Source organism: Leptospira kobayashii, from assembly GCF_003114835.2.
Taxonomy (GTDB): Bacteria; Spirochaetota; Leptospiria; order Leptospirales; family Leptospiraceae; genus Leptospira_A; species Leptospira_A kobayashii.
Genome location: NZ_AP025028.1, coordinates 870,562 through 891,208, shown reverse-complemented (window position 1 = coordinate 891,208; position 20,647 = coordinate 870,562). Strand labels below are relative to the sequence as shown.

The window sequence follows — 20,647 nt, the reverse complement described above, 5'->3', positions numbered from 1 at the left end:
CTTCTGTTTATCTAAACAGTTGTGATTTCTTTCTCTTTTTCTTTTTCCAGGTCAGCGATCTTGGCGATATACGAGTCGGTAATTTTTTGGATTTTGTCCGTATGACCTTTCAATTCATCTTGAGAAAGTTCCGTCTTCTTTTTTAAATCGTCGTTTGCATCACGGCGAAGATTGCGGATGGCGACTTTTTTCTCTTCGGTTTTTTGTTTCAGGACTTTGACGAGTTCTTTTCGTCTTTCTCCTGTTAGCTCCGGAATGTTAATGCGAATGCCTATTCCATCATTGTTCGGAGTAAGTCCCAAACCGGAAGCAAGAATCGCCTTTTCAATATCTTTGAGAACGGATTTTTCGAAAGGGGTGATGACAATCATTCTCGGCTCGGGAACGGAAATCTTTCCCAGTTGGTTGAGGGGAGTTGAAGTTCCGTAATAATCAACTCTCACGTCTTCGACCATCAAAGGATTTGCTTTTCCGGTACGAATGGCTACAAAGTCTTTTTTAAGAGCGTCAATGGTTTTGTCCATCTTGGCTTGCATTGATTTAATGATTTCATCTACCATCTTCGATCACTTCCTCTGAATTGGAAATTAGAGTACCGATTGTTTCTCCGTCAATCAACCGTTTTAAATTGCCCGGTTTGAAGATATCGAACACAATGATCGGCATATTATTATCCATACATAAACTAAGAGCGGTCGAATCCATTACCTTTAATCTGTGTTTGATGGATTCCATAAAAGATACCTGGAGATATCTGTTTGCAGTAGGATCTTTTTTAGGATCAGCTGTATAGACTCCGTCCACTTTGGTGGCCTTGAGAATCACTTCGCAACCTACTTCCACTGCGCGAAGAGAAGCAGTCGTATCCGTTGTAAAATAAGGATTTCCGGTTCCGCCTGCAAAAATAATGACTCTGTTTTTTTCCAAATGGCGAACGGCACGTCTGCGGATATAAGGCTCTGCAACTGATTTCATTTCTATCGCAGAAAGAACTCTAGTAAACATTCCCTGTTTTTCACATGCGTCTTGTAAGGCGAGTGCATTCATAATGGTTCCGAGCATTCCCATATAATCCGCTGTAGCACGCTCCATTCCCGATTTCGCAAGAGTTTCCCCGCGAATCATATTTCCGCCGCCTACTACAAGAGCGATTTGAACGCCGGTGTTATGAATTTCTTTGATTTGTCCCGCAAGGGAAAAAGTTTTGTTGGTATCAATACCGAGTTCACCCTCCCCGGCAAGTGCTTCACCGGAGAGTTTGATCAGAATCCTTTTGTATTTGGCAGGATTACTGACCACCTACTTGAAACCTCGCGAAACGGCGAATCGTTATGTTCTCACCAAATTTGGCGATTGCTTCTTGGATTAGCTCGTGAATCGTTTTTGTATTATCACGAATCGAAGTTTGGTGAACTAAGCAGATTTCCGAGTAATATTTTTTCATCTTACCCGGAAGGATCTTTTCGATCTGTTCCGCTTTTTTGCCTTCTTTTTCAAGAAGTGCTTTTTGGATGCTTAATTCGTTCTCCATTTCTTCTTTCGGGATGGACTCTTCATTTACATAAAGAGGATTCATCGCAGTGATTTGAAGAGCGATTTCTTTTCCAAGAGCTTCGAAATCAGCGTTGTTTGCAACAAAGTCAGTTTCGCAATTAAGCTCTAGTATAACGCCGGTTTTACCAGTTCCGTGGATATAGGAAATGATCTTTCCTTCTCCGGTATCACGACCTGCACGTTTAGCGGCTTTCGCTAAACCTTTTTCCCGCAAATATGTTACCGCTTTTTCGATGTCTGCATTTGTCTCTTCGAGAGCTTTTTTGCAATCCATCATCCCCGCGCCGGTTCTTTCGCGGAGTTCTTTGATTTGTTCCGAACTAACAGCCATTACTCTTTTCCTTCTTCTTTGATGACTTCGATTGCTGCCGCTTTCACCGCTTCCGGATCTACGGGAACATCTTTATTAGGCGCCTCATCATCCATAATGAACTTACCGGACTCATCGTATTCACCTTGGTATTCAAGAGCGAGTTGATCCGCATCCATATCTTCGGAGAAATTGGTTTGAATCACTTCCCCGCCTGTTCCTTCGAGTACGGCATTTGCCATAGTATCAAGGAAAAGGGAAATCGCACGAATCGCATCATCGTTACCCGGAATAGGATAATCGATCGGTTCAGGATCACAGTTTGTATCGATCACAGCGAAAACTTTAAGGCCGAGTTTTTTCGCTTCTTTAACCGCAATTTCTTCCTTTTTAGGATCAATTACGAAAAGGATTTCAGGAACTACAGCCATATCCTTGATCCCACCCAATGTTTGGCGAAGTTTTTCCAATTCTCTCTTAAGAGAGAGTGCTTCTTTTTTAGTACGAGCTTCTTGTTCGAAAGAGTTGTTCTCTTCCATTTGCTCTAGTCTCTTTAAGCGAGCGATTGATTTTTTAACTGTGTTCCAGTTGGTAAGCAGTCCGCCTAACCAACGATTGGACACATAGTACATGTTACATGCAACTGCCGCTCTTTCGATAGCACCGCGAGCTTGTTTTTTAGTTCCTACGAAAAGAACTTTTTTGCCCTGACCGGTTAACTTTTTCAAAGCATCATATGCTTCTTTTGTTTTTTGAACGGTTTTTTGAAGGTCGATGATGTGGATTCCGTTACGAGCCGTATAAACATACGGACTCATTTTTGGATTCCAACGACGTGTTTGGTGACCGAAGTGTACGCCTGCCTCAAGCAAGCTCTTCATTGAAATTACGGACATATGTTACCCCTTTTTTAGTGCGAGATAACCAGATGCTACAAGGCCAATTAGACTTGCAGGGGTTAGCTGGATCTCGACTTTAACTATGTAAAGTTCAAAGTTAACCGGGCTTTCGAACAAAAACTTAGAAAGAAAAACCGTGCCAAGAAGTCGGTCAATGACCACCCCTGCCACAGCTCCCGCCATTAGTCCCAAAAAAAGGACCAAAAGTAGGTTTCCCGCTTGCGCTTTATTCATAGACTGGGCTTACCTTTGAGCTTCCCAGCCAGATTTTGGGATATGAGCGGATTGTCAAGGGAAATGGGGTGAGACGGATTCGGAAAGAACCCTTTTTACCCCTAAGGAAGGAAGATACAATCATGAAACATTTTTTGGCACTCGCTAGTCTTTTTTTACTTACCCGATGCGTGTTTTTTCAGGCAACCGCGGTTCCGGAAAATAACACAGTTTCTTATCTCTCTTCCGCAAATTCGCCCCATAAGGAATTTATCGTATTTTTGGGTGATAGCATCACACATGGCCGGGTGAGTTACGATTATGTGGATTCTTTGACCCGCCATCCTTATGCAAAAGACTATATTCTGGTTAACGAAGGAATCAATAGCAGACTCACCTATCAGATTTTGGAACAATTGGAAAATGTAGTCAAACTAAAGCCGAAATTCGTTTTCCTGCTGATCGGTACAAACGACCTGAAAGCATCTTTAAGCGAAGAAGAAGCCGGTTACTATTTTAAAAAATGGGATCTAAAAGAAACACCTACAAAAGAAAGTTTTACGAAAAATGTAAACACAATCGTTGACTATCTGAAAAAGAACTCTCAGGCAAAAATCATATTATTCTCCATACCCGTATTAGGCGAAGATCCGGAAAGCATTCCTTTTCAAAGATCAATCGAATATTCCAAACTGCTCAAAGAAATCGGATCTTCGAAAAAGGTAACTTACAAACCATTCAACGAACAATTAGTACAAGCAATTCTGACAAATAACAATCCGAATCCCAGCAGATACGAAATGAACAGATGGGGAATGTATTCGACCATCATCGGACACTATGTCTTCTACAAGTCCTGGGATGAACTCTCAGACAAAAAGGGTATGTTATTTCTCACAGACAATATTCATTTGAATGCAAGAGCGGGAAAAATACTGGAAAGTATGATTTTAGAAGAATTGAAGCCTTGATTTCACCTAATTCTTCGCCACACCCCAGCCGGGGAGAATTTTCATAAAAGCCAGTTTTCTATTTTTAAATTTGCAACTCGAGAAAACTCTTTTTCGTTATTTGTAACAAGAATACCATTTGAACTCAAGACTGTGGATGCGATAATAAGATCATTAGGTCCGATAGGTAATCCTTTGGATTCCAAGTCTGTACGGAGTTCTGCGTAAATTTCAGAATCCAAATCATTGAATCCTATAATTTCAAATGGGTCCAAAAAATTTAAAACAATATCTCTGTTTTTTCTCTTGTCAGAACTTTTAAGAACACCTAATAGCAATTCTGCTTTCACAATGGAAGGAATTTTGATTCTACTTGGATTGAGCTTTTTAATATTGCTTTCAATATTCTGACTTTTTCCTTTCAGGAAATAAATACAGATATTTGTATCAAGAAAATAATTCAAAGAGATTCTCTTCGAATGTCATTTATAAAGTCCGGAGACTTCGGCTGTCGAAAGGAATCGTCGGCAATTGCGCCGTATAACATAAAGTAATTTTCAGGCCATTTTGTTTCGAAAGAATTTTGCAATTTTCCCTTTACCCATTGCGATATAGAGATTTTTTCTTTTTTTGCAGCTGATTCTATTTTTTTTAGGGTTTCTTGGTCTATATAAAGTGACAACTGCGGCATTTCAAACTCCTGTAAACGATGCACCTACAAGTATATAGCCAAGTATATTTTTGTCAATATCACGTCCCAAAAAATTATAGCCTTTTCCGGGCTTTTTATTCCACCCTAACGCACCTTAATTCTTCTCCATACCCAGCCGGGGAGAATTTTCATAATCGTTCCTAGGATGATCCAAGGAAATACGGGAGCGCATACATCAAAAGCTTTTGACTCGATTTGTTTTGCAATGATGGCCGCACCCTTCTCTACAGTGATTACGAACGGACGTACCTTTCTTTTTTGATTGATCGGTGTATCAATGTATCCTGGGTTAATCGTTGTTATATGAATTCCGAATTCCTTCACATCGTTTCTTGCCGCTTCCAGATAAGTGGAAAGTGCCGCCTTCGATGCGGAATAACTTGCGGCTCCCGCAATTCCCCGAAATCCCGCCACGGAAGAAATCCCCACGATCTGACCTGATTTTGTTTTTTTCATGATCTGAACCCCTGCTTCCACAGTGGCAATGGCACCTAGAAGATTGGTTTCAATCGTAGCACGATCTCCTTCAAAATTCCCGGAACCCGTTGCTTGGGATGCAGACATTCCCGCATTCGCGACAAGTATCTCCAAACTTCCCAAAGCGTTTGTTAGTTTTTTAAGTACAACCGGTACTTTGGAATAATCCGTTACGTCCAAGGCTTGGATTTCGATTTGAATGCTCGGATATTGTTCTTTTATTTTTTTCTGAATGGATTTTAATACATTCAATCTTCTGGCAGTGAGCCCAAGCCCATAGCCTCGTTTGGCAAATTCGAATGCAAGCGCCTCTCCGATTCCGGAACTCGCTCCAGTAATAATGATATTCCTCTTCATAGTCAGAAATTGCCGACCATGCGAAAAAATATCCAGAGAATAAAATATAACTTCAGAGTTTTTGGTGGTGTTCTTTTAACTTAATCCGAGCGGAATCAAACTCACCTACTGTGGCAAATTTACAAAAGTTCAGCACCTCTTTGGGGATCTCGGAACTTTTGGCTTCCCTTTGATTGATCATAATCATCATATCACCCAAATAAATCGGATATACGATTTCTTTGTACATTTCTTCCACAAGCAAAGGACGGTGGTGGTATTCCATAGCGCTTGCATATACTTCAGGAAAGTTCCATTTTTCAGCAACAAGTGCACCCAACTTGGTATGTGTGATTCCGAAACTGGCTTCTTCCAAAGAGATGGCGGAAGCGATTTCCTTGGAAGTGGAATAAGATTTGATTTGGCCCATCTTTTCGGATTCGAAAGATACCAAAAGTATCTCACCAATATCATGAAGCAGAGATGCGGAAAGTAGATTGCTCATTGTATTCTTGGGCATCCCCATTTTTCCGGCGATCCATTTACAATAAAATGCGCATTCGTTCGACTTGTCCCAGATAGCCTGGAAAGCAGGGAACTTATCTTCTAATATCTGTTTGGTTCCAAGCGAATACAGTAAGGATTGTAATTCTTTCAGTCCGATCAATTGGATTGCACGATCCAAAGTTTCGACTCTACCTCCCCGGTTGAATGCGGCGGAATTGGAAAGTTTCAGAATATTTGCGGAAAGAGAAATATCTTTTTTAATCATCTCCGCAATCTGACCGATGCTGGAATTCGGTTTCTCAATGGCTGCTTGGATGTCTTGGATGGTTTTTGGGAATGTAGGCAACTGATCCAATTCAGAAATGATTTTATCCGCTTTTAATATCTTGGCGTTGTCTTTCGCCATTTGAGTGGGAACATCAATCATAAAGATCGTTTTGTTTCCGCTACTTTCGAATTTGAAAGCGGAGTCGCCCAAACCGTCGTTCTTCAACATCATAAGAGTCATGATAAGACCGAGTCCTGCCCCTTCCTGATCGCTGGAGACATCCATATAGGCTTCCGCCAAATCGTTGTAAGTTTTTGCTTTTTCGAGTCTGAGTTTGATTCGGCTGGATTCTTCTTCCGTCAGCTCGACATTATTCATAATTCTGATGCGCATCATCGTCTTATTATGAATAAACGATACAAATACTCCGTAATTGTATTTTAAGAGTCCTTCCTCGAATTCGTCCCGATTATCAAAATAGGACTTTTTAAAATCGATCATCTTGTTCTGATAATCGGCAGAGTTTTGAATGTCGGATTGAAGCGTATTGAAATAAACCCGCTTCACATTCGCCTTAACAGCGTTTGTCACGGTTTCCTTAACGGCAGCTAACACGGAGTCTCTGATAAAAACGATATCCAACTGTAAAAGGAATCGATCCAATGTCTGGTATAATGTGTTTTCTATATGTTCGTTGATATTGAAAAATTTGAAATGAAAAGGAAGGTTTTCCTGGATAGGATGATTGATGTCCGGGATATTACTATGCATCCCTAAACTGTCTTTGTATTCCAATGGCAAAGGTTTCGCAGCAGACATCCAATTCTCCCTTCTCGCAAATCTTATTTATTCCTTAGGGTTAAGCCTAAGAGCACGGACTTCATCAGATATGACGAAAATAATCCGTATCTTTGCAAGGATTGAGATGAATATATGCTTTAATCGTAAATAAATTTCCGAAAAAAAAAGAAAAGGAAGAGTACTAAATCTAAATTCATAATATATAAAAATATGTACGATTTTAAATCCTATTTGCGTGTTTTTACTAAGGAATCCGTAGCGTTTTCCGCAGACACTTCGCGCGATTTGTTCAGTTTTTCCTTCGCATATCGACTAATAAACGATAGGTGTAACTCATTATCAGAGATAAGGAAAAAATACCTTATCCAAACTTGCCTTACCCGAATTTTTAAAAACTGATTTTGCCGTCTTGGTAGGGGAAGAAGTCGTAACCGGATTTTTTTCCGTTTTCTGGCCGATCCGGATCCAATTTCCCGTCGGATCGACAATATCAAATCCGCGTTCTTCCGAAGAAAGATCTTTGATAGGAGTGAGTCTTGGAATTCCGGAAAAAGGAATTTTTCCCAAATTTCTTTTTAAAGAATCGGTAAAAGATTTGTACAATCCGTCCGCATCGGACGTAGAAACATAACAAGTGCCATACGATCCTTTCGAACCTGTTTGTTTCATTGAAAAAAAATGAATCTCTATTCCACCGAAACGGACACATACATACGGATTCGGGGCAGTCGGTTTGCGGGTGATTTCAAAACCGAGCGCTTGGTAAAATTTTATCACTTCCTTAACGGAAGAACAGGGCAACATAGGTATCGTGAATTCGCTCATGATTCTCTCTCCGAAATATCGAGTACGTCTTCTTCCAGACTTTCTTTGACTGCCAACAATTCCTTATGCAATGTTTGCAATTGACTCAAACTATGTTTTTCGGAAATTCGATTGGCCCAATCTTTTTGTTTTGATTGCACATAATCCAGGGCTTTACGGCCTTTAGGAGTTATGTTTAACAGTTTTGCGCGTATATGGTGCGGATTGTCCGTAAAATGGATCATTCCTTCTTCTTCCAGGCTATTTGCGGTTTGTTGAACCGCTTGTCGCGTAAGCCCCATCATACGAGCAATTTGAGGAACAGGCGCCGGGCCATGCTCAACAACGCCTAACACTTGCCATCTGGAACTACTCAACCCCACAGGTTCCGTGATTCTATCTCCGAAATCCAAAAGCAATCGGTTGATCCGAAAGACTTCCAAAATGATTTCGGAAAAAACCTTTCCGCTGGAGCTGATTTTAGACACGACAATCAGTTTCCACTTTGACAATACATTGTCAAATAAAATCACAGCACAAACGGGAAACAAGAAATGATTTTGAGAATCAATATCATTTCTCTTTGACAAATTCCCTCCCTAGTATTGCAATGGGAAAGCAAGGAGGACTTCGATGAATTACCTATTAGATCCGCAGAATGAAGCTCCAGACATAGAGGAAGATATTTCTCTTCTTAGAATTCTTCAAACGATGCTTTCCCGTCGTTCCTTACATACCGAATTTGAACCTATTGTTTCCGTTGAAACCAGCCAAACTTTCGGGTATGAGGCATTGGCCAGGTTTCGTTACGAAGGCAGAAATCTATCCCCCGATTTGGTTTTCCAAACCTTACATAAAGATCCCGATCTGTTTTATGAATGGGAACGTGCATTGAAATTCTTTCAAGTTGCCAATCGCCCGGAAGGTTATCCCCTCTTTTTGAATTTAGATCCTCATGTTTGTAAAAACGAAGAACAAGCCGGGTTTTGGAAATCATATCTAGGACCCAAAAAAGATATAGTTTGTGAAATGATAGAGAACACCGACTCGACTTTGATCGAAGAATCCGATTATTGCATCACCAAACTAAAAGAAGCCGGCATTACATTGGCATTGGATGATATAGGTGGAAAACGGAATCTTTTCTGTTTTGATTTTTTGGAAGATGTCAAATATCTGAAATTCGACAAGTATTGGTTCCAACTTTTCAGAGAAAGAGACTCTTATAAGGAAATTGTAAAGGGATTCCTAAACTTTGCAAATAAGTCGGATATCAAATGCATTCTGGAAGGAGTAGAGACAAAAGAACATTATCTTTTGGCCAAAACCCTCGGTTTTCCTTTATTACAAGGGTATTTGTTCAAATTCGGTAATTTGTACGTTTGATGACCTGATTTTATTTTAGAATATAATAATAAAGTGGTATATTATGTGCGTTAAAAACAGTGTCGGTTGCGGGAAAGGCGGCTTCTGCAATGGAGGAGGCGGTTGTGGAAAAAGAAACCAAAACATTCCCATCTCCAAGGAATGGGGAATTTTCTCTTCTGCGGAAGAAGAAAGAGAAAAGAAGCCTATGAAAGATCTTGAAATCCAAGACCTTTCATGACATCTTCATCTTCCCTCACTCCGTAGGCGGGTGAAACATATGAGTCGCTACAGCAATCCGATTCCATGTATTGATGATCGAAATCTGCATAATGATCTGCGCAATATTGTTATCATTGAAAATCTTTTTAGCCGCTTTGTATGTTTGTTCGGTCAATCCTTTTTCGGAAATTCGAGTGATTTCATCCGTCATTGCCAAAACTACTTTTTCCTGTTCCGTAAAAATAGGTGTCTCCCACCAAGCACTGAGAGCATAAATTCTTTGTTCCGTTTCTCCGGCCTTCCGTGCATCCGCTGCATGAAGTTGAATGCAATAAGCGCACCCGTTGATTTGCGAAGCACGGACTTTGATCAGCTCTTTTAGCTTTTTATCTATTCCTGTGGAATTTAGATAATTTTCCAAACCAAACATTGCCTTGTAAGCTTCCGGTTGTAAATCTCTGATACTGATTCGTTGCTGCATATTCGATTTACCTCGGGCATCATCCTAACTCAGTTCGGAAAAAATGCAAGTCCTTTGATTTCGATTTATACGCGAATTATTTATCTTTTAACTTCAGTTTGCCGACCCGATCCGAATACAAACTACCCAGATATAAAAATCCGTCTTTTTCCAATGCGGACGTGATCTCTTTTAATACTTCTCCTTCCGGATCTTGAACCGTAGAAAGCACCTTTCCGTTTTCATCCAGCCGAACCGCAAACCCGTAAGGTTCAGGCTTTGGCCAAAGAAACTTGGGTAGTTTGGATGTGAGCTTTTTCAGAAAAGGAGACGGATGCATTTTATCCATTCTATCATTTCTCACGGTAAATAAAGCGACCCAGAACTCCCCTTTTTCGTTGCGGGTGATATTATCGGGAAATCCGGGTAGGTTGGAAATAAATTCTTCCTTTGTTCCCGCCTTTTTGCCTTTCAGCCAGAAACGACTGACTTTGTACTGATAAGTTTCGTTGATCAATACAAAGTCTTCGTTTTTGGACAATGCCACTCCGTTGGCAAAGTACATCCCATCTAACAAAAGCTTGGTTGATTTTATTTTAGGATCATAAACAAAAAGTCGTCCGTAAGGCCTCGACTCCAATAAATCCAATAGATATTCTTTCTGTTCGTAAATGCTGGCGTCGGTAAAATAGATTTTACCGTCTTTTGCGATATCCAAATCATCCGTGAACCGAAAAGGAAGTCCTTCGAATTCGGAACTAAGAACTGTTAATTGCCCGTTTTTTCCCAAACTCAAAAGTCCCTTGTATGCGTCCGCAATGATCAGATTGCCCGAACCGTCGAATTGCAAGCCAAGAGGTCTACCTCCCGTATTCGCAACAACTTCCAAGTTACCTTTTGAATCGATACGAATGATATTTCCCTCTTTGTCTCCTCCGTATATATTTCCGGAAGAATCGACATCCAAAGATTCCAATCCTTTTACTTTGCTTTTGGCAATGAGTTCGGATTCCCGCAAACTCGTGTTAATTGAATAGACTCCTTCCAGGGTAGGTTTGCGGGGAGGTTCGTAAGGAAGAGGATCGAAAGAACGGCAGGAGTGAGAAAAAACGAGGTTTAATATAAAAATAGAATATAAAGAAAAAGAATTTAGTTTCACGGGAGATCACCTCTACGGATTAAATGATCCAGAGAATTTTCAAAAGAGAAGCTTTATTTTTTAGGAACTTCCATTCCGATGCAAAGTATGGTAACATCATCCATCATATCTTTCGTTCCCTTGAACCCATGAAATGTTTGGATTAGGTTTTCCACGGAAAGATCCAAGGATTGTTTTTCCGTCTTCAGAATTTCTTCTTTCAATCTGGCTTCTCCGAAGAATTCTCCTTTCACGTTTTCCTGTTCCATGATCCCGTCTGAAATCATATAGAGTCTATCTCCGGGGGAAAAAGGCAGATATTGGGTAGTAAGAATCGGATTTTTTTCCAAACCTAGCATGATACCATACTCATCCAACGGAATGATCTTGCCTTGTGACAAAATATAAGGTTCGTTATGTCCCGCGCAGGAATAGGAAATTTTCGATTCGGAAAGTAATATATCCACAACGACAGCTGTGAACTGAGTGGCTCTTTCCCCGTATCTTTCCAGAAAAACCTGATTCAAATGCAAAAGTAAATCGGAAGGGGTCTCTATTTCCTTTTTGATATGATCGAACTCGGCCTTGATTGCCATAGTGATAAGTGCGGCTTGAACTCCATGACCGATTGCATCCGCAAGAAAAAGACGGATCCGATCCGGCTTCATTCGAAACACATCGAAAACGTCACCGCCAACTTCACTCATCGGTTCGAATCGGGAACTAAACTGCAGTTCGGCGACCATCTTGGTATTCAAAGGTAAAATATTTCTTTGGATGGTTTTTGCGGTTTCCAAATCTTCCCGGATGATTTCCAAAGACTGTTGCAATTTCGCAGTCCTTTCTTTGACCATTTTCTCCAAATTTTCATTTTGTTTCTGCAACTCTTCCATAAGAGCCGCACGAACCGCTTCGTTCATACGAAGTTCATCCAGGGCAATTTCCAATTCCCTATTGGTTTGGAGGAGATTTTTGTTTTTTGTACTGAGAACCTGGTTTTCTCTTTGTTCCGAGTTTCTGATCCTTGCGGTAAGTATTTTCAACAAAAATACTGTCATTGAAGGATTAGAATATAATAATTCTCGAAAGCTGTCTCTCGTCATTTCCCAAAGAATCACATCATCATTTGCTGTGACGTTTACGGTTCGGGGAGCGGAGTCGATCAATGCGATTTCTCCGAAATAATCTCCGGGAAGAAGATCCCCTATATCCAATATATCTCCCTTCGTTTCATCAAGGAACTTCCATACATGAACGGAACCTTGGTCGATCAAATAGAAAGAACTTCCGTCGGAATCCTGCTCAATGACCAAGTCCCCTTTTTTGAAATGAACCTGAGTCATTTTTTCCCGTAAGAAACTTAAGTCTTCTGAATTTAACATATAATTAGAGTAGGTGCATAAATATTAAACTTTAGGAATGCCTTTGTTGATTATCGGGACGTCGACCTGAAATATTAAAAAAACTTAATGTTTTTTGCAACTGAGATGCCTGGTCTTGAAGTGAGTTCGCAAGTCCGTGATTGTCTTCTGAAATATTTACAAGATAACTTGTATTTTCCGCCACTTTATTCACTGCATTTGCAATCTCTTGAAACGTCATTGCCTGTTCCTGATTTGCAATCACGATCTCTTCGGTAATCTTAAAAAGATTTACCGAGTCCTCGCTTACCAGATCACTAATGTCCGATTGTTCCTTGCTTGTGATTTGAATGCCGCGAATATTCTGAATCGCATCTTCCACATAAGACAAAATACTTCCCATGGAACTTCCCAATTCTTTCATGGAATCGGTTCCCAGATTTACGATGGATACTGCCTTGTTTACCAAAGAATCGATATCTTTTGAATTTTTCTGAGTAGACTCACCTAACTTTGATATTTCTTGCGCAACCACTGCAAATCCTCTTCCCGCATCTCCCGCACGAGCCGCTTCAATCGACGCGTTCAAAGACAACAACCCTACCCGATCGGCAATTTCTCCCACAAGACCGGAGATTCCCTGAATCTTAAGAGTGATTTCCCGAATATCTTCCATCTGTCCGATATTCGTTTTGATTTTACTGCTTCCCGATTCCGCAACCTTTTCCATTTGTTCCGATTGAGAAACCGCCTTTTCACTGTTAGATTGAATTTCCTTGATCTTTTTGTTAAGGAGATTCAATGACATATTGGTTTTTTCCATTTGTTTCATCTGGAGATCCGTTTTGGAAAGAACTTGCTCCGATTTTGTGTGCAATTCCTGAGTAGCCGCAGACATCTCTTCCGCTGCTGCGGCTTGGTCCATCAATCTCTCCGTTGTAAGTTTAACGGAACCGAGGAGATTGTCCGAAAACTGGAATAATTTATCCGATTCCTTTCCGATTTCGGAAGTAACAGATTCCAATTGGGATGAGAATTGGTTGACCGAAATTGTGACAAACCCGATTTCATCGGAACTAATCATGGCATTTTGATCGCCGATATTTCCTTGAGCCAAATCTTGCAGCTTACGAACCAAATCATTTGTATTCTTTTTTGCGGAATAGGCAAACAAATAAGTAATCATTCCTACAATCAGGCATAACTGTATTCCTATCGTAGGAAGAAAATACCAGAAATTGTCCAGTATCGTTATCTTTTGGGTTTCCAAAAACAAAAGATAACCGAAAAGAAAAAAGCACAACCAAACAACGGATAACATGGAAAAGAATATCCTTGCGCGAAATGAAATCAGCCGGACATTTTGTACGGGAACTGCAATCCATTCTTCCGAAGAAAGCTCTCTTCCTATAATGATTTCGGTTGTAAAGAAATGAGATACATTGTTTACGAAAAATATGATAAAATAGGTAAATGCGAAACTAAACCATCCCCAAAAATTCATATCCACCAGATAGTCCGTAATGGAAGCAGCTATCGTTATACCTGTGATCCATTGGGTTTGAACAAACACGGTTTCCAATAAGGGAAAATTCAAAAGTTTGGCTTTTGCTAAAACGAGTAAGGAAGAATTTCCGGATCGTTTTCCATTCTCTGCATTCGTCACAATTCGTTTCAAATAAAGATAACGAAGAGAAGGGAAAACAATTCCTGTAAAAGAACTGGCGGCAGTCGCTCCACCGAGGAAATAAAGCGACTCTATCAGATCGAAGCCGTTCGCAAATATGATAAATACGCAAGCCATAGGAACGACAAGAATGTATGTGATAAATTCCAATCGAACTGTGAGGGTTCTGTAAAAATGAGAAGATATCATCTATTTAAGTATAGTCTTTGCTATTTGTTCCGATCTTTTCCAAAGTTCTTTTCTTGCGGCGAGATCGTAAGATTGTTTTGAACTTTTTTTTACTTTTGATTTTTCGAAGTACTGACCGGTTACATTTTTGACTTCATCGGAGGTAGCAAGAAAAACGGATGTTCTCGCGCCTTTGTCTTCACCAATGGCAAAAAGATTTTGTGCGAATTGAAGCAAGGACTTCGCAATACCGACGTTATTGTGACCAAACTTGGTTTTGACAAAACCGGGATGAAGGCAATTGACAGTGATTGATTTTTCCTTTAGCCTTTCATCCAATTCGTATGTGAAATACACATTCATCAATTTGGATCTTTGGTATTGTTTCCATCCTGAATATTTTGTTTCCCCTTGGAGATTGTCAAAATCCAGAGAAACTCCGAAATGAGCTCCCGAGGCAACGTTTACAATCCGACCTTCACCTGATGCATGTAAGGAGGGGATCAGTGTGTCGGCAAATATAAAATAATTCAAATGATTTAGAGCGAAAGTGGATTCCAATCCTTCCTGAGTTACAGACCTCTCCGAAAAAAAAGCACCGGCATTGTTGAGGAGCACATGAATCTTGGGAAAATCCTTTTTGATCTTTTCTGCGACTTTTTTCGTTTCTTTCAGCGAACTCAAATCCGCCTGGTAGAGAGAGATGGAATTTTTAACTGCGAAAGGTGCTAGTTCCGTATTCACCTGGTTGAGTTTCTCTTTGCTTCTCGCAACTAACGCAACGGAGTAACCTTTTTTCAAGATTTCCCTTGCCGCGACTTTTCCGATTCCATCCGTTGCACCCGTGATGATTACAATTTTTTCTGACATAAGCCCTCTCACCTATACGCTGGTATCTAATGGAAAAGCAGTCTTGCAAAGCGTAAAGGAAAATACCGAACCCTTCCCAATTTCGCTTTCCACCCGGATCTTGCCTTGATTTCGCTCAACAAATTCTTGACAAAGTAATAGCCCGATTCCATTTCCATTCTCTCCCTGGGTTCCGATGGATTTGATCACTTCCCCTACCTGAAAAAGTTTTTTCAAAATATCAGCGGAAATTCCCACTCCCGTATCTATCACTCTGATTCTCCACATCATTCCTTCTTCTTCCGCTTCAATCCGAATGGTGCTGCTATTATGACTGAACTTGATCGCATTGGAGAGAAAATTCCGAAGCACAGTCAAAATCATCCGATCGTCGCAAAAGACCGTGGCGTGTGTAGGAATGGATGTTTGGATTTGGATGGATTTTGTTTTTGCATTCAACTCGAAAAGATAAACCGTTTCGTTTACGATATCATTTACGTTTGTAAAATTGGGATGAAATTCCTCTTGGCCTCTTTGTAATTTGGACCATTCCAAAAGATTTTCCAAAAGGGAGAAAACGGACTCCGAAGCGTCTACAAGGGATTTTGTCATTTCATACATCTCCGTGTCTTCCGCTTTCACTTTCTCATTCAGGATTTTCAATAGAACTTTGATTCCCGCAAGCGGTCCCCGCAGATCGTGCGATATAATGGAAAGAAACCTGTCTTTGGTAGCATTCGCATAAGAAAGGGAACGATTTGCATCCACCATTTGGGACTCTATTTTTTTCTGATCGGTAATATCTCTAAACACTACCACCAAACCAATGCTAATACGGTATCTGTCTCTGACTCTTTTTACGCGAACATCCCAATCCCGGTTGGGATCTTTGGATTCCCATCTCCATTGAATCAGATTTCTTTTTTCGGAGAGGTTTTGTATTTTTTGGGAAAGTTCCGGATAAGATTGAAAAAAAACATCCGTGGAACTCAAAGTCAGATATTTTCTTCCATCAACAAACAACTGCTCAGCGACAATATTCCAATCCACAACCCTATTTCTTCCGTCCAGGATCACAACCGGGTCATCCAATTCGTCGACTATTTCCCCTCTCACCAAAGGAACCAGATCGAACATACGGTAATAACCGATCGCAAAAAAGAATATCAAAACCTGAACGGATAAGGAAACAGGAGCAAGTACCAATCCCGGAAAGGGACGAACTCCCACTATATGCAAAATGGTGGTAACCCATAGGACGATGAAGGAGAGCAGTATCACATAGAATTGGTTTCTTGCGGGGGGCCTCGTATTCAGGATACTTTTCAGAATGAGATAAGCGATGTAACACGACCAAATTGTGGAACCACCCAGTTCTACGATCTGTCCGGGAAGTGCGAGAGCTTGCACCCATTGGGTTCTTCCTTCGATGATTTCGATATGAGTTTCTTTTAAAAACGTACCGAACAAAGGATCGAATAATAGGATCGCCGCCATAAGAAGAGGTTGTATGGATAAAAGCACCCACATCCTGCGAGTCAGTATCTGTTTATCCTGAGTGAAGCCGATGGTGGAAAGAGTGCCACCTAACGTAGCAATGATGACACCGGTATGGATGGAATAAATCCGGAATCTATGCCAGTCTTTGTCGATGAGAAGAAAATCAAATCCGTAAAAGCCGGTCCAAAGCAGACAGCCTGCGATCATAACCAATAAATAACGGACGAGATTGAGTTGGATGGAACGGAGAACGAAAAGCCCCAATGTCAAATTGAGGCAAAATGCAAAACCTAAAAGTAAACTATAAGGATGGAACTGCCACAAGACTAAGTTTCTTCGCTGCTAATCATTTCGCAGTTTCCGTCGAATACCACTCCGTCTGCGATTTGTAATTTTGCAGTACGAATGTTTCCTTGGACTTTTCCGGATGATAACATTTCCAATCTTTGCGTAGCCGTCACATTTCCGATGATGGTTCCGCCGACGACAACGGTGCCTGCTTTTACATTCGCTTTGACTCTGGCGCCTTCGCTGACTACCAAATAACCGTCGGAAATGATCTCTCCGATAAAATCTCCGGATATCTGCAATGGTTTTTTAAACGCTAACGTTCCGTTAAACGCTGTTTCTTTACCGAGGATGGTAGCAATCACTCCATGTTCGGTGACAATCGGTTGTGTATTTTTTTTGGACATAAATCTCTAGTTATTTTGTTTTCATATTATAAACCCCATCCCAATCTTCAGGAGGAGGTTCTGCGATATAATCATCACATCTTTCTATATACAATTGCGAGGGACCGTCTTCCGGTTCGATTTGTAATGCTTTTTGAAATGTTGCTTTTGCTTCCGTGAACTTTCTTTCTTTGTAAAGGGCGAGTCCTTGGTTGTAGAGTGCTACAACTTGATGCATCTTTTCCGTAACGATCATAATTTCTCCTTATACAAAACAACCACTGCCGTCGAGTGGTTTCTCCCATGACTAATCGATACAGAACTATGGGTGAAACCTTTTGCTTGGAAAAATTTCTCCGTTTTCCCATGCATGACCAGCGTTTTTTTTCCGAAATTGGTTCCCGCAAGCTCGATTTCTTTCATGTCTGCGACTTCCCCCGGATCCAGGGACAACGCCTTGATCAAAGCTTCCTTACAGGCAAACCGGCCGGCAAGATAGGGAACCGGGTCTTTGTGTTTGTGGCAATATTCCACTTCACCGTCCGTAAATACCCGTTTCAAAAAACGATCTCCGTGTTTTTCCAATAAGTCCCGGATTCGGTCGTTTTCGACTATGTCATTGCCAACGGAAAGCATTCCATCACAAGAATTCCGCCCCATCATTCATAGGTCGAGTCCGTTTCAAAGGGTGCCAGGAAAACTTTGGGGCGAGTCCCGATGATTTTTGTCAGGAATTTCAAAGAATCAGGGACCAGGCTGCTCCGGGGTGGCCGTCGCCTAGCGACCGCTTCGTGCCCTACGCATCCTTCTCGCGGGGATTGATCTTGGATCTTGAATTGTGTTCGGAAAGAATGGCCGGTTTTCGGATGAGGGTTGGTTTATTTTTCCCCGCCCGATTTGGGTGGGGAACTAGACCCGCCACCCAATGGGTTCTACTTACCATATCGCCTTCCCTTTGTAAAGTGATAGGATGGTTTTCCGTAATTTTTTTCAAATAAGTTCGCCTTTTTGCCCTTCGAATTTTCCTAACCAGGTAAAATCATTTGTATTTCGCAGAAAACAGATCTTGTGTTTCAGTCAATGTCCGGCAATCCAAAGCGCCATTCGTATAATCGATTGCATAAACATTTTCGGAACCATCCCGATCAACAAATGCCGCGTAAGAGAAGCTTGTAAGTCGGCTACAGAAAGGAACAAATCGCAATCTGAGCTGGTATATCATAGAATAGAAAAAACGAAAAAAGAATTGAGCTGAAATTGCGTTTTCCTATTTTTGACAAGTAATTTAGGTTTGGCGGGAATGGCAAAAAAACAAACAAATTCACTGAAACCCTTACCTGAACCGAATGAAACAAACTCTGAAGGAATCGCTTCCCAATGTTTGCACATAGACTATCTTAGAAACGAAATCCTAAATCATGAAAAACTTCCACTGGTCATAACAAAACATATTGACGGTTGCAATCATTGCGTTCATTCCGTATTGAGCATAGTGGATGGGGATCACTATTTGTTAGCTCGGGTTGAAAAATCTTTTGGCGCACCCCTGGACAAATTGCAAAAAAGATGGTTTGGAGTAGATGTCAATCCGATAGCGGAAGATGATAGCGCTCCTACGGGTTTGCTGTCAAAATTGGTTTCATTCTTTAAAAAAAATTATAAGTTGTTTTTAATCATAGGCTACATAGCTTTGTTAGTACCTACCTTACAACTACTGTTATACCTCTTCCAAAATTAAGAAAATGAAAATCCAATCGATACTATCAAAAATAAAAAACTCAAAAAAACTTTCCTTAAGTTTTGGCATAGGCCTAGTCTTCGCTTTATCATTTCTTTCCTATTTTTATTTCCGTCCCAAATGTTACGGAAATTGCGAAAACGGGATGGGCACAAAAAAGTTTTGGAACGGCGAGATGTACATTGGCCAATGGAAGAATGGAAAAGAAGACGGATATGGACTACGATTATCCGGCGAGAAGAAAATACTATTTAATGGAAAATGGCAGGAAGGTATTTTGGTTCAAGACAACAAAAAACTACTGCCCAAAAACTTGATTAAGGAAAAAAAATGAAAACTACGCTATCTAAAAACAATTATGCAAACAAATGCATACGATTTTTAATTTTAGGTATATTTTTACTTGGAGTTAGTTGTGAATCAAAAGCGCAAGAGGAAAAATCGGAATTGAATACCGCTGCAGATTTAAACAAGAAAGGTGCGGAACTCATTGCTTCCAATCCCGAAGAGGCCGTTGGTTATTTTAAAGCGGCTCATGATTTGGATCCGAAACAACCGGACTATGTAAACAATATCGGTGTGGTTAGACTGAACGAAGGAAAGCTGGACGAAGCAATTAACCAATTCCTCAGGGCAACGGAAATTGCTCCCGATTATTATCGCGGGTATTATAATTTGGGAGTATGCTATCAAAAGCAAGGGAAACACCAAAAGGCGGTTGACTCTTATCTGAAAGGACAAAAAATCCTGGATACTCCCGAACTGAATTTCAACCTGGGTATCGTTTACACTCGATTAGGTGACAAAGCTTCCGCCGAAAAAAGTTATAAAAATTTCATCCGGATTGCCCCTAAAGGTCAAATGGCACAAGCGATCCACGATGCAGAACAAAAAATCAAAGAGTTACACAAATAAAAACTGATCTCAAACTTACTTTCTATGAATTTAAGTTTGCGAAAATAAAAAACAAAGAAATAAAAAAGTAACTCAGCAAAGAGGGAAATATCCAAACCATTATCCCTCTTCCTACTTCTTCCTTGCCAACGATCGAAATCCCTTTGGTAAAAATCAAAGCTTCCCAAATCCAAGTCAGTGCAAATACTGAAGCAATCACGATCACCCGGTTGTAAATTCCTTCCGTTGTTAACGAAAAAGAAGACAACGGAGTAAAACCATTATAAACCGAGGCCAGCCCAGAGATAAATAAAAGTGGGAAAAAACCAGCCAATGTAAGGCTAAATAAATCATAATACCCGATTTTGTTTTTAGCATTTAACAGTTTCAAAAACAGATATCTGATGACGGACCAAACCGCAGGAAAAAGAATCCAGAAAATAATAAACCTTAGCCTGGCTTGAAAAACGATCCACACTAACGATGGCTTGGCGGGAGGAGGACCGAATTGTTGTAGGATTTTTTTTTGATTTTCCGGATCAACTCTGATGGAAAGATCATTTACGATATAAGCGGAATATATATCGGTACCGGCAAGAACGATCGTAAGGCAAAATAGAACTAAAGCGTAAATGCTAAAGCCATTGCTTTTCAAAAAATCAATAAACGAATGATTTTCTTTGGAATTTTGAAAATAGTCGGTCGGTCGGAATAAAGCCTGAAAGAAACGATTGATGTATTGAAGTTGTTTATCCATACT

The 20,647-nt window shown here is 40.5% G+C and carries 27 protein-coding genes; 5 read left to right on the top strand and 22 right to left on the bottom strand.

The window, feature by feature from the left end; all coding sequences use genetic code 11:
• Window positions 1-11 precede the first annotated feature (11 nt).
• The 5 genes from frr to DI077_RS03930 are packed head-to-tail and all read right to left on the bottom strand — an operon-like array spanning window position 12 to window position 2,997.
• Window positions 12-560: a ribosome recycling factor gene (gene frr / locus DI077_RS03950; RefSeq protein WP_109020696.1), complete on the bottom strand. Its 549-nt coding sequence runs from the start codon at window positions 558-560 to the stop codon at window positions 12-14.
• Window positions 550-1,299 (bottom strand): UMP kinase, encoded by a 750-nt coding sequence (gene pyrH / locus DI077_RS03945; protein ID WP_109020697.1) that lies wholly within the window; start codon window positions 1,297-1,299, stop codon window positions 550-552. Before pyrH ends, frr begins: the two co-directional genes overlap by 11 nt.
• Window positions 1,289-1,885 (bottom strand): translation elongation factor Ts, encoded by a 597-nt coding sequence (tsf, locus tag DI077_RS03940; protein WP_109020698.1) that lies wholly within the window; start codon window positions 1,883-1,885, stop codon window positions 1,289-1,291. The genes pyrH and tsf overlap by 11 nt, the downstream gene beginning before the upstream one ends.
• Entirely contained in the window at window positions 1,885-2,760 is an 876-nt protein-coding gene (gene rpsB / locus DI077_RS03935) for a 30S ribosomal protein S2 (protein WP_109020699.1), read from the bottom strand. The genes tsf and rpsB overlap by 1 nt, the downstream gene beginning before the upstream one ends.
• Before the next feature lie 3 nt (window positions 2,761-2,763).
• Window positions 2,764-2,997 (bottom strand): hypothetical protein, encoded by a 234-nt coding sequence (locus tag DI077_RS03930; RefSeq protein WP_109020700.1) that lies wholly within the window; start codon window positions 2,995-2,997, stop codon window positions 2,764-2,766.
• Window positions 2,998-3,119: 122 nt separating this feature from the next.
• On the opposite strand from DI077_RS03930, the gene DI077_RS03925 reads away from it, so the two are divergent.
• Window positions 3,120-3,947, top strand: coding sequence for an SGNH/GDSL hydrolase family protein (locus DI077_RS03925; RefSeq protein ID WP_109020701.1), 828 nt, complete (start codon window positions 3,120-3,122; stop codon window positions 3,945-3,947).
• A gap of 41 nt (window positions 3,948-3,988) precedes the next feature.
• Here DI077_RS03925 and vapC read toward each other — a convergent pair whose 3' ends face one another.
• The 6 genes from vapC to DI077_RS03895 form a co-directional block, all read right to left on the bottom strand.
• The gene (vapC, locus tag DI077_RS03920; RefSeq protein WP_109020702.1) at window positions 3,989-4,390 is read right to left on the bottom strand and encodes a type II toxin-antitoxin system tRNA(fMet)-specific endonuclease VapC; all 402 of its coding nucleotides are present in this window, start codon (window positions 4,388-4,390) and stop codon (window positions 3,989-3,991) included.
• On the bottom strand, window positions 4,387-4,617 hold the full coding sequence (locus DI077_RS03915; protein ID WP_109020703.1) for a toxin-antitoxin system, antitoxin component: 231 nt from the start codon (window positions 4,615-4,617) through the stop codon (window positions 4,387-4,389). The genes vapC and DI077_RS03915 overlap by 4 nt, the downstream gene beginning before the upstream one ends.
• 105 nt (window positions 4,618-4,722) lie before the next feature.
• A complete protein-coding gene (locus DI077_RS03910) occupies window positions 4,723-5,472 on the bottom strand; it encodes an SDR family oxidoreductase (RefSeq protein ID WP_109020704.1) in 750 nt (249 codons plus the stop codon).
• A 52-nt stretch (window positions 5,473-5,524) separates the two neighbouring features.
• Window positions 5,525-7,045, bottom strand: a complete 1,521-nt coding sequence (locus DI077_RS03905; protein WP_109020705.1) for an HDOD domain-containing protein — start codon at window positions 7,043-7,045, stop codon at window positions 5,525-5,527.
• A gap of 321 nt (window positions 7,046-7,366) precedes the next feature.
• On the bottom strand, window positions 7,367-7,852 hold the full coding sequence (locus tag DI077_RS03900) for a bleomycin resistance protein (RefSeq protein ID WP_109020706.1): 486 nt from the start codon (window positions 7,850-7,852) through the stop codon (window positions 7,367-7,369).
• On the bottom strand, window positions 7,849-8,421 hold the full coding sequence (locus tag DI077_RS03895; RefSeq protein WP_217351562.1) for a MarR family winged helix-turn-helix transcriptional regulator: 573 nt from the start codon (window positions 8,419-8,421) through the stop codon (window positions 7,849-7,851). The genes DI077_RS03900 and DI077_RS03895 overlap by 4 nt, the downstream gene beginning before the upstream one ends.
• Window positions 8,422-8,464: 43 nt before the next feature.
• On the opposite strand from DI077_RS03895, the gene DI077_RS03890 reads away from it, so the two are divergent.
• Both DI077_RS03890 and DI077_RS03885 read left to right on the top strand, forming a co-directional pair.
• Window positions 8,465-9,217, top strand: a complete 753-nt coding sequence (locus DI077_RS03890) for an EAL domain-containing protein (protein ID WP_109020707.1) — start codon at window positions 8,465-8,467, stop codon at window positions 9,215-9,217.
• A gap of 43 nt (window positions 9,218-9,260) precedes the next feature.
• Entirely contained in the window at window positions 9,261-9,437 is a 177-nt protein-coding gene (locus DI077_RS03885; RefSeq protein WP_167837160.1) for a hypothetical protein, read from the top strand.
• 15 nt (window positions 9,438-9,452) lie between these two features.
• On the opposite strand, the gene DI077_RS03880 is transcribed toward DI077_RS03885, so the two are convergent.
• The 10 genes from DI077_RS03880 to DI077_RS03835 form a co-directional block, all read right to left on the bottom strand.
• Window positions 9,453-9,899, bottom strand: coding sequence for a carboxymuconolactone decarboxylase family protein (locus tag DI077_RS03880; RefSeq protein ID WP_109020708.1), 447 nt, complete (start codon window positions 9,897-9,899; stop codon window positions 9,453-9,455).
• Window positions 9,900-9,975: 76 nt separating this feature from the next.
• Window positions 9,976-11,037, bottom strand: a complete 1,062-nt coding sequence (locus tag DI077_RS03875; RefSeq protein ID WP_109020709.1) for an SMP-30/gluconolactonase/LRE family protein — start codon at window positions 11,035-11,037, stop codon at window positions 9,976-9,978.
• A 53-nt stretch (window positions 11,038-11,090) separates the two neighbouring features.
• Window positions 11,091-12,398 carry a PP2C family protein-serine/threonine phosphatase gene (locus tag DI077_RS03870; protein WP_109020710.1) on the bottom strand — a complete coding sequence of 436 codons (1,308 nt, stop codon included), beginning with the start codon at window positions 12,396-12,398 and terminating at the stop codon, window positions 11,091-11,093.
• Window positions 12,399-12,429: 31 nt separating this feature from the next.
• Window positions 12,430-14,253 carry a methyl-accepting chemotaxis protein gene (locus DI077_RS03865; RefSeq protein ID WP_109020711.1) on the bottom strand — a complete coding sequence of 608 codons (1,824 nt, stop codon included), beginning with the start codon at window positions 14,251-14,253 and terminating at the stop codon, window positions 12,430-12,432.
• Window positions 14,254-15,102 (bottom strand): SDR family oxidoreductase, encoded by an 849-nt coding sequence (locus DI077_RS03860; RefSeq protein WP_109020712.1) that lies wholly within the window; start codon window positions 15,100-15,102, stop codon window positions 14,254-14,256.
• Window positions 15,103-15,114: 12 nt separating this feature from the next.
• Window positions 15,115-16,905, bottom strand: a complete 1,791-nt coding sequence (locus tag DI077_RS03855; protein ID WP_109020713.1) for a sensor histidine kinase — start codon at window positions 16,903-16,905, stop codon at window positions 15,115-15,117.
• A 2-nt stretch (window positions 16,906-16,907) separates the two neighbouring features.
• A complete protein-coding gene (locus tag DI077_RS03850; RefSeq protein WP_109020714.1) occupies window positions 16,908-17,276 on the bottom strand; it encodes a bactofilin family protein in 369 nt (122 codons plus the stop codon).
• Between the two features lie 10 nt (window positions 17,277-17,286).
• A complete protein-coding gene (locus tag DI077_RS03845) occupies window positions 17,287-17,508 on the bottom strand; it encodes a tetratricopeptide repeat protein (protein ID WP_174705642.1) in 222 nt (73 codons plus the stop codon).
• Entirely contained in the window at window positions 17,508-17,891 is a 384-nt protein-coding gene (acpS, locus tag DI077_RS03840; RefSeq protein WP_109020744.1) for a holo-ACP synthase, read from the bottom strand. The genes DI077_RS03845 and acpS overlap by 1 nt, the downstream gene beginning before the upstream one ends.
• 160 nt (window positions 17,892-18,051) lie before the next feature.
• The gene (locus DI077_RS03835; protein ID WP_109020716.1) at window positions 18,052-18,249 is read right to left on the bottom strand and encodes a hypothetical protein; all 198 of its coding nucleotides are present in this window, start codon (window positions 18,247-18,249) and stop codon (window positions 18,052-18,054) included.
• A 306-nt stretch (window positions 18,250-18,555) separates the two neighbouring features.
• On the opposite strand from DI077_RS03835, the gene DI077_RS03830 reads away from it, so the two are divergent.
• Together DI077_RS03830 and DI077_RS03825 are read left to right on the top strand one after the other, a co-directional pair.
• A complete protein-coding gene (locus tag DI077_RS03830; RefSeq protein ID WP_135354899.1) occupies window positions 18,556-18,993 on the top strand; it encodes a hypothetical protein in 438 nt (145 codons plus the stop codon).
• A gap of 330 nt (window positions 18,994-19,323) precedes the next feature.
• Window positions 19,324-19,908, top strand: coding sequence for a tetratricopeptide repeat protein (locus DI077_RS03825; RefSeq protein ID WP_109020718.1), 585 nt, complete (start codon window positions 19,324-19,326; stop codon window positions 19,906-19,908).
• 22 nt (window positions 19,909-19,930) lie between these two features.
• Here the strand turns inward: DI077_RS03825 and DI077_RS03820 are convergent, their stop codons facing one another.
• A complete protein-coding gene (locus DI077_RS03820) occupies window positions 19,931-20,644 on the bottom strand; it encodes a hypothetical protein (RefSeq protein WP_109020719.1) in 714 nt (237 codons plus the stop codon).
• Window positions 20,645-20,647: the final 3 nt, after the last annotated feature.